Raw genomic sequence first — 16,597 nt, 5'->3', positions numbered from 1 at the left:
ATGAATTATTTGTGACAGGGTTCTGGTCGGCATTTTTCCATCCGTCTGTCTTGTTCTAGGTGGCGAACACGCGCGATTGGAATAAGGGATGGCGATCATGCAGGCACGGATGTCGGAATTGGGCGATAAGAAGAAAGCGGTGCGCGCGCCTGGGCGTGAGCGCCCCAACTGGCGTCCGACGCCGCTATCGCAGGCGGTGACGGCGCTGTTGATCGCGGGCAGCGCCAGCGGCGCGGCACAGGCGCAAACGCGCGCGTTTAGCCCCGGCTGGTTTTCCGACAAGAACGCCGTGCAGTCCACCGCGCAACGAACCGGCCGCATGCCTGACGGCAGCGTGGCGGGCATCGGCGCCAGTGCGCGCCAGCAGCAGCAATCCCGTCAGCAATTACAGCGTTCATTGGACAACCTGAACCGCACGGCTGCCGCCGTCGCGGCCCAGCAGGCCGCGCAGGCGGCGGCGCGGGCGGCGGCGGCCGCCAATGGCGGCGATGTGCCCGATGGCCTGGCTGAAGGCGGCTTGTGGGCCGCCCAGGGCGGCCTGGCGAAATGGGAGGGCGCAAAAGCCGCCAAGCCCAGCGTGGAAAATGGCCGCCAGGTCGTCACCATCGAGCAAACGCAGTCGCGCGCCATCCTGAACTGGGACACCTTCAACGTTGGCCGCAATACGACCGTGCAATTCAAGCAGGGCGCGGATGACGCGGTGCTGAACCGCGTGGTGGGCGCATCGGCCAGGCCCAGCCAGATCCAGGGCGCCATCAAGGCGGACGGCACGGTGATGGTCGTGAACCAGAACGGCGTGATCTTCACCGGCACCAGTCAGGTGAACGCGCGCAATCTGGTGGCGGCGGCATCCACGATCTCGGACGCCCAGTTCCGCGACAAGGGGCTGTATGCCGATAACGGCGCGCAGCCGACATTCCAGGACGCGCTGGGCCGCGTCGAGGTGCAGGCGGGCGCGCAGATCCGGACGGCGGCACCGACCACCTCCACCACGGGCGGCGGTTATGTGCTGCTGTTGGGCAAGGAAACGGTCAACGCCGGCACCCTCGATACGCCCGCAGGCCAGGCGTTGCTGGCGGCCGGCGACAGCTTTGTGATCAAGCGCGGCCAGGGTACGTCGGGCAACCTCGTGTCCACCACAAAGGGCAACGAAGTGACACCGGCCGGCACGCCGGGCCGTGTCGCCAACACCGGATTGATCCAGGCCGCGACGGGCGATGTGACGCTGACGGGCGGCAACGTGGTGCAGGGCGGCGTCGTGTTGTCCAGCACGTCGGTGGACACGCGCGGAACGGTGCACCTGACGGCGGCGGGCGAGGGCGGCAAGGTGACCTTGGCGGACAACAGCACCACGGCGATCCTGCTGGACCGCAGCGGCGCGTTGGCGCTGGATAGTCAGCGCGACGGCCTGCGCGTGCCGTTGACCCCCCAGACGGATGCGGCCGTGGTGGCCGCCGGCGGCGACCGGCGCGAGCTGTCGCGCGTGGAAATCGGCAGTTCGGGCACGGTGGACTTCGCATCGGGATCCATCACGCTGGCCACCGGCGGGCAGATCGCCGTCCAAGCCGCGCAGCGCAGCCTGGTGCGCGATGGCGCGATCCTGGATGTGGCGGGCGCCGTGGGCGTGCCTGTCGCCATGGAGAACAACAGCATCAAGATCAACGTCCAGGGCAATGAGCAGCGCGATGCGCCGATCAACCGGGACGGCGGCAAGCTCAATAGCAACGACGTGTGGGTCGACCTGCGCGACCTGGTCTTCGTGCCGGCAGGCACGAACGGCTACGCGACCGACCGCTGGTATACGGCCGGCGGCCTGTTGGAAGTCAGCGGCTACCTGGGCACGCAAGGCCACGCCGTCAACGAATGGATGGCGCAGGGCGGCAACGTGGAATTCACCGGCGGCGACGTCGTGACGCGCGCCGGTTCGCAGATCAACGTGTCGGGCGGCACGCTGGACGTACAAGACGGCATGATCCGTCAGACGTGGCTGCGCGGCGTGGACGGCCGACTGTACGACGTGTCGCGCGCCCCGGGGGATCTGGCCTATACGGGGTTGTACAAAGGGTACGAAGCGCAGAGCGAGCGCTGGGGCCAGACGCGCTATTTCTACAACCCGCTGATCGCGCCGCGCGAGCGCTTCGAGACCGGCTACACGGTGGGCCGGGACGCGGGCAGGCTGGTGATTGGAACCCGGAGCGCGGTGTTGGAGGGCGAGCTGGTTGGCCTGACGTATCAGGGCCAGCGCCAGAGCGCCGCGCCGCAGGCCGGGCTGGACGGTTATCAGCAATCGCAGCGGGCGGCAGCGCGCGGCGCGCAACTGGTCGTGGGTACGTATTCGCCTTACTACACCAAGCGCACCGGCGCGTTGGACTATGCGTTGGGCCGATCGGACGACACGGTTCAGCACGTTCTGTTATCCGATCGGGTAGCCACCATCGCCGCGGGGTTGGACCTGGACACCGCGCTGCCGGAAGACCGCGCAGGCGTCCTGCATCTGGACACGGCAACACTGAACGGCTTTGGCCTGGGCGCCATCAAGATCGCCGCCCAGGACATCACGGTGCAGTCCGATCTGGCCGTGACGCCGGGTGGCGACATCACGCTGTTCGCGAACCAGGTGTCGGTGGACGCCACGCTGACCGCTCGCGCTGGCAGCATCCGCTTGGGTAATGTGCTGAACCAGGCGTCGCCCTCGGGGGCGGTGGATTCGGCCGTCAGCGGCACGGACAAGGCGGCACTCGCCTTGAGCGCGCGCGCCCGGCTGGACGCATCAGGCATGTGGACGAACCTGGCCATGTCGCCGGAACGGACGGCCGGCATGCCGTACCTGAACGGCGGCACGGTGGCGTTGCGCGGTGACGGCGATATCCGCCTGGATACCGGCAGCGTGATCGACGTGAGTTCGGGCGCGGCGCTGCGCGCAAAGAACGCATTGACGGGAGGCAAAGGCGGCAACACGACGATTGAAGTCGTCGGCGGCGCTACCGACACGGGCGGTCAATTGACCCTGAACGCGACGTTGCGCGGGTATGGCGTGGAAGGCGGAGGAACGCTTGCGGTGGCGGCGGGCAACGTCGTCCTGGGAGGCACGGAGCCCGTGGCGCAAGAGGGGGCATTGGCGCTTGCATCGCCCTTTTTCCAGCAAGGGTTTTCGCGCTATGAAGTGACGGGCCGTTCCGGGTTGACCATAGCCGACGATGCCCGCATCGATGTGCTGATGCCGGTGTATCGCCCCGTGTCCGGCGCGGCGGGTCAGCAGACGGGCACGGATCCGTCGGCCGTCCTGGAAGCGTGGTTGCCGCCGACCTACCAGCATGACCCCGTGGCGGGAACCGTGTCGCGGCGGCGCGGCGCCAGCCTGTCGCTGCAAAGCGGCCGTAATCTGGCTGCGGCCGGTGTGGACACCGACGCGGCACTGATCGTGGGCCGCGGCGCCGAGGTGAAGGTGGACCCCGGCCAGACCATCCAGATGCGCGGCGCGGGACAGATCACGGTGTTGGGCGCGTTGACGGCGGCTGGCGGAAAAATCGATATCCGCCAGCTACGCCTGGGTGAACTGGATGTGGCGGAGTCCTTCGAGATTGCCGACGGCCAGATGCACAATCGGTCGATCTGGATTGGCGAGCAAGCCGTGCTTGACGTTGCCGGCCGCGCGGAGACCGGCGTGGACGCGCAGGGCCGGCGCTATGGCGTGGCCGACGCCGGCGGTGTGATCGTGATCGGCGGCGAGATCAATCACGACCGCGCAACGGCAACGTCGGCGGATGCGTATGTGATTGTCCGGCCCGGGGCGGTGTTGGACGCGTCCGGCGCGGGCGCGGTGGTGGACGTGACGGGCGTGGGCGCGGTGCAATTGAACCGGGACGGCGGGCGCATATCGCTCAGCTCGTACAACGGTCTGCATCTGGATGGCACGTTCATCGCCCGTGCGGGCGGGGCGAATGCGTCCGGCGGCACCTTGGATATTGCGCTGGAAACGCCGCTATACCGCACATGGGGTGATGGCGTCGCAGGCATGGAGGTGCAGGTGCCGCGCGAAATGGTGCTGGCGGCCGGCCCCGGCGGCAATGCGCTGGGCGCAGACCTGAAACCGGGAGAGGCCGCCGATGGGCTGCGCTATGGCCAGGCCCGGCTGGACGCCACGCGCTTGCTCGCCGGCGGCGGCTTCGACCACTTGGCGCTGCTATCCAACGGCTTGATGTCTTTCGACGGCGACGTGGACGTCTCGGTGGCGCAGAGCCTGCGGCTGTACGCGGGCGCCTTTTCGCTGGCGCCGGGGGCGGATGCGCAAACCCAGGTGAATCTGGCGGCGTCGTATGTGCGCTTGTCCGGGCTGGGCAAGTACGCCGCCACCAATGGCGTGATACGGCCGCAGGTGTTGTTCGGCGACGCGCAGGATGTGGGCGCCGGCGCATTCACGGTGCGCGCAGGAAACTTGCTTGAAGTCGGCAATAGCTTGTCATTCGGCACGCAGGGCAACATCAACCGTAGCGTGGGCGGCCCGCTGTCGGTGTTGCGTTCGGGCTTTGACCAGGTAACGCTGGATAGCGGTGGCGACCTGCGCTTTCTGGCCAACAACGACCACGAACCGCGCACCCGCCTTTGGACACGCGGCGATCTGGACCTGATCGCCGCCCAGATCTACCCCGAGACAGGCGCCGAGGCAGAGGTGCTGGCCGGCTTCATGCGCCTGCCAACCGGTGTGCAGTTCTTCGATCCGGACCGCGCATTGCGGATCGGCCGCCACGCCGGCGCGTCGGACGCATTGCCGGTGACGCCTTATTCGGCCTTCGGCACGCTGCGCATGTCAGCGGCCACGGTGGAGCAAGGCGGCGTGGTGCGCGCGCCGTTGGGCGCGATCGTGTTGGGGGATCTTGGCACACTGATGGGCACGCAGCGGCTGACGCTGTTGCCGGGCAGCGTCACGTCGGTCAGCGGTGCCGGTCTGCTGATGCCGTATGGCGGTACGACCGATGGCGTCTCGTACCAGTTCAAGGGCGCGGACGTGTCGCTCGTGGGCGTGGGCGGCGCGACAGGCCTGGAGAGCGGTGCCACCCTGCGTACCGGCATCACGATGGCCTTCCGCGATGTGGATGCGCAGCCGGGGTCCGTCCTTGACTTGTCCGGCGGCGGCGAATTGACAGGCGCCGGCTTCGTATCCGGCCGTGGCGGTTCCACCGACGCGCGCTATTCTCCGCTGGTCCGCATGAATCCCAAGGGCGGCTTCTCGTTGCCGGGATTGGCCAGCAACCCCGTCTACGCAATCGTGCCCGGCATGCAACCCGGCTACGCGCCGGCGGGCGGCGAAGCCGGCGCATCAACGCCCGGCGTCGGCCGGCAGATCACGGTGGGCGCGGGCGTGCCTGGCCTGCCGGCCGGCACCTACACGTTGATGCCGTCCACCTATGCCTTGCTGCCCGGCGCATTTCGCGTCGAGATCAATGGTGCGGCGGCCGCAGGCGCGGCTATTGCGCCAATGCAGATGCGCAACCGCTCGTGGGCGGCCAGCGGCACGCTGTCGACGGCGGGGACCCGCGTGGCAGATAGTCTGGCCAGCTCGGTGATCCTGACGCCAGCCGATGTGTTGCGTACCCTGTCGCAGTACAACGAAACCAGCTACGCCAGTTTCGTGGCGGCGGACGCCGTGACGCGTGGCGTGCCGCGCGCCATGCTGCCGGCCGATGCCCGTACCTTGCGGCTGGCGATCCACTCGGGTTCCTCGGATGGCCAGGCGCTGAATTTCGAGGGGTTGGCGAATTTCAAGGCGGCGCAGGGCGGCTTCGGCGGCGCGGTGGCATTGAACGGCGGAAGCGGCACGATAGAAATCTTGGGGGCGGGCCAGGCGCCCACCGCCGGTTTCGCGGGCACGTCGGTGCAGGCGGACGCGCTGACGGCGCTGGGCGCCAGCCGACTGGTGATCGGCGCGCTGCCGGTGGTGCAGTACGGGCAGGGTGGGCGTTTCTACACGTTCCAGGCCCCCGCCCATGAGGTCGTGCTGCGGGCCGGCGCGCAACTGACGGGGCCGGAAGTGCTGGTCTCGTCGCGGACGATCGAACTTGAGGCCGGCGCGGGCATGTCGACGTTGGGCCGTGGCGCCCCGTCGGTGGACTCCACCAGCGGCTACGCCTTCCAGCCGGGTACCGCCAGCTTGCTTGCCGTGTCGAATGGCCGGCTTGACGTGCTGGCGCCAGACGCGCTGGCGTCGGGCGCGATCCGCATCGGCACGTGCGCGGCGCAGCCTTGCCAAGGCGTGACGCGCTTGTATTCCGAGGGCACGATTGCCGCCGCCACCAATGGCACGTTCGACCTGGGCGAGCAGGTGCGCTACGGGACCCGCAACCTGTCGCTGGCCGTCGGCGCCGTGAACGCGGGTACGGCTGGCGCCCTGGAACAGGCGGCGGCCAGCGGCATACTGCCCAACGGGCTGACGCTGAACCAGGACATTTTGGGCCGGTTGCTGCGTGGCGATACCAGCATGGGCGCGCCCGCGCTGGAAGTGCTGACGCTGACCGCGCGCGACGCCATGAACTTCTATGGCACCGTTGCGCTGGACACGCGCGATCCGGTCACGGGCAAGTACAGCCTGGCCACGTTGGCCTTGGGTACGCCCGCCATCTACGGCTATGGCGAGGCCGGTGACGAGGCCAGCATCCGCACGCAGAACCTGATCTGGAACGGGGCGACACAGGCGCCGGGCGCGGTGGTCGCGGGCGGCGCCGGCACGGGCCGGGGCGTCTTGCGCATCGATGCCGAACGGATCGAATTCGGCTATGCCCAGGGTGCGCAGCCCAGCGGCGTGGACGACAACGCCAGGCTGGCGCTGGGCTTTTCCACGGTCAGCCTGAACGCCAGTGAGCGCATTACGTCGAACCATCGAGGCAGCCTGGCGGTGTATCAATCGCAAGGGGCATTCGACAGCGTGACGGGCCGTTATGCCTACCACGGCGGCAACCTGAATCTGAATACGCCTTTGCTGACGGGCGGGGCAGGCGCCATCAACCGCATGACGGCGGGCGGCGATGTGCGCGTGGCGGCGGTGCCGGGCGCGCAAGCCGTGACCGTGCGGGACCTTGGCGCGGAACTGCTTCTGGCCGGGGCGAACGTGCAGATCGATGGCAGGATCGTGCTCCCCAGCGGCAAGCTCACGGTGCAAGGCAGCGAAAGCGTGTTGCTGACCGGCGCGTCGCGAGTCGATGTATCCGGCCGCGCCATCGCTTTCAACGACGTCCAGCGCTACAGCTGGGGCGGCGACGTGATTCTGGAGAGCAGCCACGGCAGCATCCGGCAGGAAGGCGGCGCGCTGATCGACGTATCCGCACAGCAGAACGATGCGGGCAGCCTGCGGGCGACCGCGCTATCGGCCGCCGCTGGCGTGGTGGACCTGCGTGGCCGCATCCTGGGGGCAAGCTCGGGCCATTACGACGCCGGCGGCACGGCCGTGCCCTATCGGGCGGGCAGCGTGGATATCCGCGCGCAGCATCTGGGCGCGCCCGGTGCGCTGAATGCGGATTTCGAGACGCTCAACCAACGCTTGAACGACGGCGCAGTCATGGGTGCGCGCAGCTTCCAGATCAAGCAAGGCAGCCTGGCGGTCGGCGATGCGCTGCGTGCCAACGACATCAATCTGTCGATAGACGGCGGCAGTCTGACGGTCGCCGGTCGGGTGGACGCCAGCGGCGAGCGCGTGGGCCGGATCCGGCTGGCCGCGCGCGACGGCTTGACGCTGGCCCCGACCGCAATGCTGGACGCACATGGCACCGTGCTGCGCGTCGATAGCTATGGCAAGATCATCGACTCGCCCAACCGGGCCATGGTGGAACTGAATTCTGGCCGTGGGATGCTGACCCTGGCCAACGGGGCGCGCATCGACTTGCGTCATGGCACGTCTGCTGTGCCGGGCGTGGCCGCGGGCCAACACGACGGCGCGCCGCGCGGCACGCTGGATCTGTTGGCGCCGCGCATCGATGCGGCCGGCAATGCGGGAATCAACGGCAGCGCCGTGCCAGGTTCGGCCGCTACCTACGGCGACATCGCCATCGACGCGCGGGGAACTGTCGTCATCGACGGCGCCAGGTCCATCGCGCTGGTCGCCACGCAGCGCTATGACGACGCGCGCCGGGGCGATCCGGCGGACCGCGCGAGCGGCCGCGATTACCAGATCATCGATCAGGCGTATCTGGAAACGCTGCATGGCGATAGCCTTACCTTCATCGGCAACGCGCGCAACAACGGCGCACTGCTGGACGGCAAGCTGGCGGGCCTGAACAACGCTACGTACCGCGACGTGTTCCATCTGCGGCCCGGCGTTGAGATCGTCAGCAACACCGTCGATGGCGACCTGGTCGTGCAGGGCGATCTGGACCTGTCGCGCTATCGCTATGCCAGCCTGAACCCGCATTCGGCGATGACCTCTGCCTACGGGTCGGGCGAGGCCGGCGCGCTGATATTGCGTGCCAAGGGCAACCTGGACGTTTACGGCAGCATCAATGACGGCTTCGCGCCGCCGCAAGCGACGCCGGACGACGAGAACGGCTGGATCCTGACGCCGGGCGCGCAACCGTTCGGTGGCGACGTGGTGTTGCCGCGCGGCGGTGTGGTACTGGCCGATGGCACTGAATTCCCGGGCGGCAAGACGCTGAACTACCCCTTGCCTTTGCAGGCCACGACACTGGCGGCGGGCACCCGTCTGCCGGTGGAGGCCGCGCTGGGCCAGGCGCTGTCGCTGGCTGCCGGCACGGTGCTGTCCGGCGATCTGCGCGATGCCGCTGGCCAACTGCTGTACCCCGCCGGCAGCATCCTCAAGCAAGCGGTGGACTTGCCCGCCGGCACGCGCCTGGGCGCGGGCACCGTGCTGACCGCCGGCACGTCCATGCAGGCATTCACGTGGCCGGCAAACGTCGCGCTGCCGAGTCTGCACACCACGCAAGGTTACGAGCCCAACGTGCTGTTGATGGCGGGCACCATCACGTTGAAGCAAGGCGCTTTCATCCCGTCGCAGACCAAGCTGGTGTTCCCGGAAGGCACCGACTATGTCGAGCTGCGGCCGGGCACGGCGGTGGACCAGCGGCGCAACTGGGCGCTGGCCCAGATGCTGCCCGCAGGCAGCCAGTCGTGGTCCATGCAATTGGTGGCGGGCGCCGACCTGGACGCAGCGGATCCCCGCCGGGTGTTGTCCGGGCCAAACGCCGGCAAGCTGACGCTGGCCGATACCCACTACAACGCAAGCGTGAGCAAGGGCGCCAGCCTGGTGTGGGGGCCGGAGGCGGGCCCGTCTGGCTTTGAGCCCGGCACGCCGGTGCCCGATGACCTGCTGTGGCTGTGCGACGCCATTGAAGGCCTGTGCCTGGTCGACGACAAGTCCTCGATGGCGGTGACGGCGCACACGCAAAATTTCAGCGTACTGCGCACGGGCACGGGCGATCTGGATCTGGCCGCGGGCGGCGACATCAGCCTGATGTCGGCGTATGGCGTCTACACGGCTGGCACGCAGGCGGCCGACGTGGCGTCCGCCTATCAGTTGCCGCGCGGCCGCTTCGGCGAAACGGTGCTGGGCGACGACTATTCCATGACGTATGAGCCCTTTGTGACGGCGGGCACGGGCTATCAGGCCTGGTACCCGGAAGCGGGGGGGAACCTCACCCTGTACACGGGCGGCGCGCTGCGGGGCGACGTGTGGGGCAAGACCACCGGGGGTAGCTTTGAAGCGCGTGTGATCGACCCGAGCGTGGGAATCGGAAACTGGCTGTGGCGCCAAGGCACGGGCAGTGCCAACGGCGGCGATACGCCGACCGCATGGTGGATCAACTTCGGCAGCTACACGCAAGCGTCCGCGGACTTCAAGGACAAGACGCCTTTGCTGGTGGGCTTTACGGGCTTTGGCGCGCTTGGCGGCGGCAATGTCAGCATGCGCGTGGAGGGCGATGCGGGGAATATCGAGTCGCGCGGTTCCATTAGTAACCCCCGTGGCCAGGGCCTGATCGTGGCGGTCGGCAGTACGGGGCGTATCGCGGCCGACGGCAGCATGATGCTGACCGGCGGCGGCGACATCGACATCCGCGTCGGTGGCGGCTTGAATCCCACGCAGAGCGCGCGGGGACGGGTGTCGTCGACGGTGGGCCCCACGCCGTACTATGGCGAGCCTGCGCTGGACCTGCAGGGCGCATTGATCAACCTGCGCGGCCATGTGCAACTGTCCAGCGGCGCGCTCGGTGGATTGGACCTGCGGTACGGCAATGAATCCATCCAGCAGGACGTCAAGGAAACCCGGGGCTATGACCCCTATGCGTCCACGCTGGCCAGCGCCACGGGAGGCTTGGTTCTGATTCCCGGCGATTCGGTCATCCGGGTGGATACGCGTGGCGATCTGGTGGTGGGCGGGGCGAGCGATCCGGGGCGCGTCGCCCTGCCGAACAGCACGCCGTTCCGGCTGGCCGACGGTTCCTTGCAGAATGGCGGCGGCTACAGCTGGTTCTCGATGTGGACCCAGAACACCGCCATCGAGTTGTCCAGCGCGGGCGGCAACCTGACGCCCAGCCGCCAGACCTCGCATAGTGCGCAGGGCATGGCGGTGCAGACGGGACGCAACACGTCGCCGTCGGACGCCCGTTACCTGTATCCCTCCATCCTGCGCGCCACTGCTTACGACGGTAGCATCTACGCGGGCGTATCCGCGGGCTATCTGAACAATGAGAGCACCGGCCTGCCTTATTCGCTGACGCTTGCGCCAGGCGCGCGCGGTCAGCTGGAAATGCTGGCGGGCGATTCGATCTACGCGGGCGGCTACGCCATCAATCGTTCGGGCGCGAACCCGGCCAGCGTGGCCACTGTGCGGGCGCCGGCATTCGCCGGGTACGCCTCGCAAGCCAGTTCGGTGGCCGCCCTGAGCAATCAGGGGACCGACGGCATTGGCGGCGACCGGAATATGCACTTCCCGCTGTTCTATTTCAACGCGCTGACGGCGAGCGACTCGGGTTCCAACCAGGTAACGCGCTTCTACGCCCGCGACGGCGACATCGTCGGCCTGCGCACCGGTGAGGCGTTGGCCTTGCTGAAGGGCAACAGCATGGGCCAGACCTGGTACGAGGCATCCGGGCCGGTCTGGATGATGGCGGGGCGCGACATCGTGGCCTCGGGTACCGACACGGGGACGCTGACGGACGTGCCCACTTCGAACGGCATCAACTTCGGCGGCGGGTCGGGCAGTACCGCGACGTCCACCGGTAATCTGTTCCTGCACCGTGACGCATTGGATGTGTCGCGCGTGTCGGCGGGCCGCGACATCCTGTACAGCTCTTTCCAGATCGCCGGTCCCGGCACCCTGGAGGTGACCGCCGGCCGTCATGTGCTGATGGCTGATCGCGCCTCCATCACGAGCCTGGGCGCCGTGATGCCGGGCGACCGTCGTCCGGGCGCCTCGATCGCCGTTGCGGCGGGCGTGGGGGCCAACGGCCCTGACTACGCAGGCTTCCTGGCGCGCTATCTGGACCCGGCCAAGGTGGCGGACCCAAGCCGTCCGTTGGCGGACCAAGGCCTGGCGTTCAAAACCTACGAGGCCGAACTGCTGTTGTGGCTGACGCAGCATTACGGCTTTTCGGGCAGCACGGACGACGCGCGCGCCTACTTCGCCGCGTTGCCGCCCGCCCAGCAGCGCGTGTTCGCCAGGCAGGTGTATTTCGCCGAACTGCGGTCGGGCGGCCGGGAATACAACGACAAGTCCAGCCCGCGTAGCGGCAGCTACCTGCGGGGCCGCCAGGCCATCGCCGCGCTGTTCCCCGAGACGGCGCCGGGCACGTATCAAGGCGACATCACGCTGTACGGCGCGTCGGGCATCCGCAGCACCTTCGGCGGCGATATCCAATTGATGACGCCAGGCGGAAAACAGGTGTTCGGCGTGGAGGGCGTGGCGCCGCCCGCTTCCGCAGGCATCATCACGCAAGGCGAGGGCAACATCCAGCTGTACGCGCAGGGCAGCATCCTGCTGGGCCAAAGCCGGGTGATGACGACCTTTGGCGGCGGGATCACCGCGTGGTCGGCGCAAGGCGACATCAATGCGGGGCGCGGGTCCAAGACGACGGTGCTGTACACGCCGCCCAAGCGCGTCTACGACGGCGTGGGCAACGTGACGCTGTCGCCCAACGCGCCCAGCACCGGCGCGGGCATCGCGACGCTGGCACCGCTGCCGGAAGTCGCGGCCGGTGATGTGGATCTGTACGCCCCGCTGGGCACCATCGACGCGGGCGAAGCCGGCATCCGCGTGTCGGGCAACGTGAACATCGCGGCCTTGCAGGTGGTGAATGCCGCCAACATCCAGACGCAGGGCGATAGCGCGGGCGTGCCGGTGACGGCGTCCGTCAATACCGGGGCGTTGTCATCGGCCAGTGCCGCAGCGACATCGGCGGTGAATGCCGCGCAGGATTCTGCCCAACGAGCGCAAAGCCAGGCGCGGCAGAACCAGCCCTCGGTGATCAACGTGCATATCCTGGGATATGGCGACGAGCCCGTGGCGGGGGCGGCGCCCGCGCCGCAGGGCAGCCCGGCAGCGGCTACGCCGGCCTACGACGCCGCCAGCGCCGTGCAAGTGCTTGGCGCGGGTCGTCTGGACGCGAACGAGACGGGATCGTTGAGCGCGGAGGAACGACGCAAGCTGACGATGTGAACGGGACGCCGGCGCGCCGCCGGCGGTCATCGGTGTGTCATGAAGCGGCCAGCATCCCTGGCCGCTTTTTTTCACCTTGCATGCTAGCGCCGTCATCTGGCATGGCCAGAATCGCCGCCGGACAGCCGGGTTTTTTGTTCGCCGATTCTTTTTCATGAAGTTTTTCTTACAACGCGCGGTCTTCGGCCTCCCGGCACGTCTAGTAACAAGCAGAAGCTGTGAGCGCGGGAGGGCGGGCAAAAACCGTCACGGGATTGTCGCGAAGCGCACGGCTCGGCAGCGGCCGGTAACCAGGCCGGATTTCACACAAGGAACCGAGTGCATCGCTATGCATGATTTCGAAAGTACGGGCCGCGCGTTGCGCGCCATATTGCGCCGCGCGCCGCAAGCATTCGTCCTGACCGCCGCCATTAATTCGGCGTGCGCGCAAGCCGCGCCGGCGCCCGAGGCCGGCGCCGCACCCGCCGGCGCAGCGGCCCCGGACGGCCGCCGCGTCAACATCAACGAGTACATCGTGCGGGGCAATACCGTGCTGGAGGCCCGCGACATCGAGCGCGCCGTCTATCCCTACCTGGGCCCGGACCGCACGCTGGCCGATATCGAGTCCGCACGTGAAGCCTTGCAGGCCATTTATCAGGAACGCGGCTACCAGTCGGTGTACGTGGACCTGCCCGAACAACAAGTCGCCGACGGCATCGTGTTCCTGCAAGTGTCCGAGACCAAGGTGGGGCGCGTGCGGGTGGTGGGCGCGCAGCACTATTCCCCGTTGGCGATTCGCGACGAGGTGCCGGCGTTGCAGGAAGGCCAGGTGCCCAACTTCAACCGCGCGCAGGCCGAACTGACGAACCTGAACAAGGGCGCCAGCCGCCAGGTTGTGCCGCTGGTGAAGGAAGGGCGCCTGCCCGGCACGATGGACGTGGACCTGAAGGTCGAAGACAAGAGCCCATGGCATGCCAGCGTGGGGCTGAACAACGACTACAGCGCCGACACCACGCGCCTGCGCAGCACCGCGTCGCTGGGCTACGACAACCTGTGGCAACTGGGCCATTCCGTCAGCCTGACCTTTTTCACCGCGCCGCAGGAAACCGACAATGCCAAGGTGTGGTCCGGTTCGTATTCCATGCCGCTCTCCAGCCGCTGGGCCCTGCAATTCTCGGGCTACAAGAGCGATAGCAACGTGGCCACGATCGGCGGCACCAATGTGCTGGGCAAGGGTTATTCCTTCGGCCTGTCCGCCATTTACACGATGGAGCCGCAAGGCGATTGGAGCAATTCGCTGTCCGTCGGCCTGGACTACAAGAAGTTCGATGAGTCCACGCGCTTCGGCGCCAACGAAGACCAGATCCCCATCAAGTACCTGCCGTTCACGCTTGCCTACAACGGCTACCGCTATTCCGAATCGTCGCAAAGCAGCCTGGGCCTGTCGGTCGTGGGCGCAAGCGGCTCCTTCTTCAATCAAGGCAGCGACTGGAAGGAGTTCGACGACAAGCGCTATCGCGCCAGCCCCAGCTTCGCGTTGTTGCGCGGCGATGGCACGCATACGCAAAACCTGTTCGGGGATTGGCAACTGGGCCTGCGCGGCTCGTTCCAGTTGGCCTCGGGCGCCCTGGTGTCCAACGAGCAGTTCTCGGCGGGCGGCGCCACCAGCGTGCGCGGCTATCTGGCTGCCGAACGGACGGGCGATGACGGGCTGCTGGGTTCCGTGGAATGGCGCACGCCGTCGCTGGCCCGCTGGCTGGGCGCGAACGTCAACGAATGGCGCTTCTATGCCTTTGCCGACGCCGCCACGTTGCGCTTGCGCGACCCGCTGCCCGAACAGGACGCCAGCTACTCGCTCGCCAGCGTCGGCCTGGGCACCCGTCTGCAAGTCATGGATTGGCTGTCCGGCTCGCTGGATTGGGGCTATCCGCTGAAAGACGGCCCCAACACCCGCAAGCACGATCCCCGACTGAACTTCAGCGTGCGCGCCAGCTTCTGAGCGCACGCGACCTCCTCATTCATCCCGGAGTCCTGAACATGCAACGCCTATTGATACTCCTACTGACCGTGCTGGCCGGCGTATTGCCGTCCGCCGCCCACGCCTGGTGGCAGCCTGACTGGCAGTACCGCAAGCAAATCACCGTCGACAGCACCGCGCAGGGCATGCCGCTGGGCGGCCCGGCTGGCCGCACGCCGCTGCTGGTGCGCCTGCACACCGGCAACTTCACTTTCGACGGCATCAACGAGAAGGGCGCAGACATCCGCTTCGTGGGCGCCGACGACCAAACCGTGCTGAACCACCAGGTGGAAGCCTTCGACCCCTTGCTGGGCATGGCGCTGGTGTGGGTGGACGTGCCTGAAGTGGCCGACGGCCAGCGCCAGGACATCTGGATGTACTACGGCAACCAGAAGGCGCCGGTCTCGGCCAATGGCCAACTGACGTTCGACCCGAACTACACGCTGGTCTATCACTTCGACGGCGCCGCTGGCGCGCCGCCGCGCGACACCACCGCGTACAGCAACCACGGCCAGACCCCGACGGGGGCCGCGGTGGATGGCGTCATCGGCCGGGCCGCGCAGTTCACGGGCGCCGCGCCGCTGATGCTTCCCGCCAGCCCCTCGCTGGCCATCCCGGCCGCGGGCGCCTTCACGTTCAGCGCCTGGGTCCGCGCCGACCAGCCGGCCGGCGAACAACTGGTCTACGCCCGCCGCGACGCCGGCAACGCCTTGCTGATCGGTATCAACCAGGGCGTGCCGTTCGTGGAAGTGAATGGCCAGCGCAGCCAGCCCGGCCAGCCGCTGACGCCCGCCGCCTGGCAACATCTGGCGGTGACGGCCGACGGCAGCCAGGTCCATCTGTACGTGAACGGCCGCGCCACCGCGTCGCTGGCCGCCAGCCTGCCGCCGTTGGGCGCCATCGCCGCGCTGGGGGGCGATGTGCCCGCGCCGGCCGCGCCCGTGACGCCCGCTGCCGCCCCCGCCGCGGATGGCTCGGTACCGGCCGACGCCGCGTCGGCGCCCGCTGCGCGCCCCGTTTACGCGCCGTTCGTCGGCGCCATCGACGAAGTTCGTTTGTCCAAGGTCGCGCGTCCCGCTGCCTTGATCTACGCCGATGCCAGCTCGCAGGGCGCGGAGTCGCGCCTGGTGGCTTACGGCGCGGACGAAGAACAGTCGGGTTTCGGTTTCGGCGGCATGGGCTTCTTGCTCAAGGCGGTGCCGATCGACGCCTGGATCATCATCGGCGTGCTGGTGCTGATGATGGTGCAGTCCTGGATCATCATGATCAAGAAGAGCCGCCACGTGGCCCGCCTGGCGCGCGCCAACGAAGCGTTCCGGGAGTCTTTCGCCAACGTCGGCAAGCGCCTGGAAATGCTGGCCGATGACGCCGGTCTGGCCCAACGGCTGGAACACGCTTCGCTGTGGCGCCTGTACCGCGTGGCGGTCAACGAGATCCGCACCCGCCGCGCCCAGGGCGCCGACACCACGTCGATCTCGGCCGCCACGATCGAGGCCATCCGCGCATCGATGGACGCCGTGCGCACCAAGGAAAACCAGGTGCTGGGCGCCAAGCTGGGCGTGCTGTCCAACGCCATCGCGGGCGGCCCCTACATCGGCCTGCTGGGCACCGTGCTAGGCATCATGGTGGTGTTCCTGGGCACGGCAATGGCCGGCGATGTGAACATCAACGCCATTGCTCCGGGCATGGCCGCGGCCTTGCTGGCTACCGCCATGGGCCTGTTCGTCGCGATTCCCGCGCTGTTTGGCTACAACCGCCTGGTGTCGCGCAACAAGGAAGTCAGCGCCGACATGCGCGTGTTCGTCGACGAATTCGTCACGCGCCTGGCCGAAGTGCACGGTGAAACGCAAGCGCAGGAAGCCGCCCACCACCCCGCAACGCGTGCGCCGGCGGCCAGCCGCCCGGCCGCCCGCGACGCGCAACCCGCCGCCGCCGAGGCATAAGGA

General features: G+C 68.0%; 3 protein-coding genes. All 3 read left to right on the top strand.

Features of this window, described 5'->3' with window-relative positions; translation table 11 throughout:
• The first annotated feature begins 88 nt into the window (after positions 1-88).
• Positions 89-12,655 (top strand): filamentous haemagglutinin family protein, encoded by a 12,567-nt coding sequence (locus ACI0FO_RS10260; protein WP_416026338.1) that lies wholly within the window; start codon positions 89-91, stop codon positions 12,653-12,655.
• A 328-nt stretch (positions 12,656-12,983) separates the two neighbouring features.
• Positions 12,984-14,633 (top strand): ShlB/FhaC/HecB family hemolysin secretion/activation protein, encoded by a 1,650-nt coding sequence (locus tag ACI0FO_RS10255; RefSeq protein WP_416026336.1) that lies wholly within the window; start codon positions 12,984-12,986, stop codon positions 14,631-14,633.
• 38 nt (positions 14,634-14,671) lie between these two features.
• Positions 14,672-16,594, top strand: coding sequence for a DUF2341 domain-containing protein (locus tag ACI0FO_RS10250; RefSeq protein WP_416026334.1), 1,923 nt, complete (start codon positions 14,672-14,674; stop codon positions 16,592-16,594).
• The last annotated feature ends 3 nt before the right edge of the window (positions 16,595-16,597 follow it).

It is taken from the genome of Achromobacter marplatensis (genome assembly GCF_049060505.1).
GTDB classification, from domain to species: Bacteria; Pseudomonadota; Gammaproteobacteria; order Burkholderiales; family Burkholderiaceae_B; genus Achromobacter; species Achromobacter marplatensis_A.
The sequence above is the reverse complement of the archived record's forward strand: the minus strand, read 5'-3'. Positions and strand labels throughout refer to the sequence as shown.

What these genes read in the sequence shown, in the direction of transcription:
- ACI0FO_RS10250 (WP_416026334.1), top strand. Translation starts at nt 14,672, where the DNA reads ATGCAACGCCTATTGATACTCCTACTGACCGTGCTGGCCGGCGTATTG.
- ACI0FO_RS10260 (WP_416026338.1), top strand. Translation starts at nt 89, where the DNA reads ATGGCGATCATGCAGGCACGGATGTCGGAATTGGGCGATAAGAAGAAA.
- ACI0FO_RS10255 (WP_416026336.1), top strand. Translation starts at nt 12,984, where the DNA reads ATGCATGATTTCGAAAGTACGGGCCGCGCGTTGCGCGCCATATTGCGC.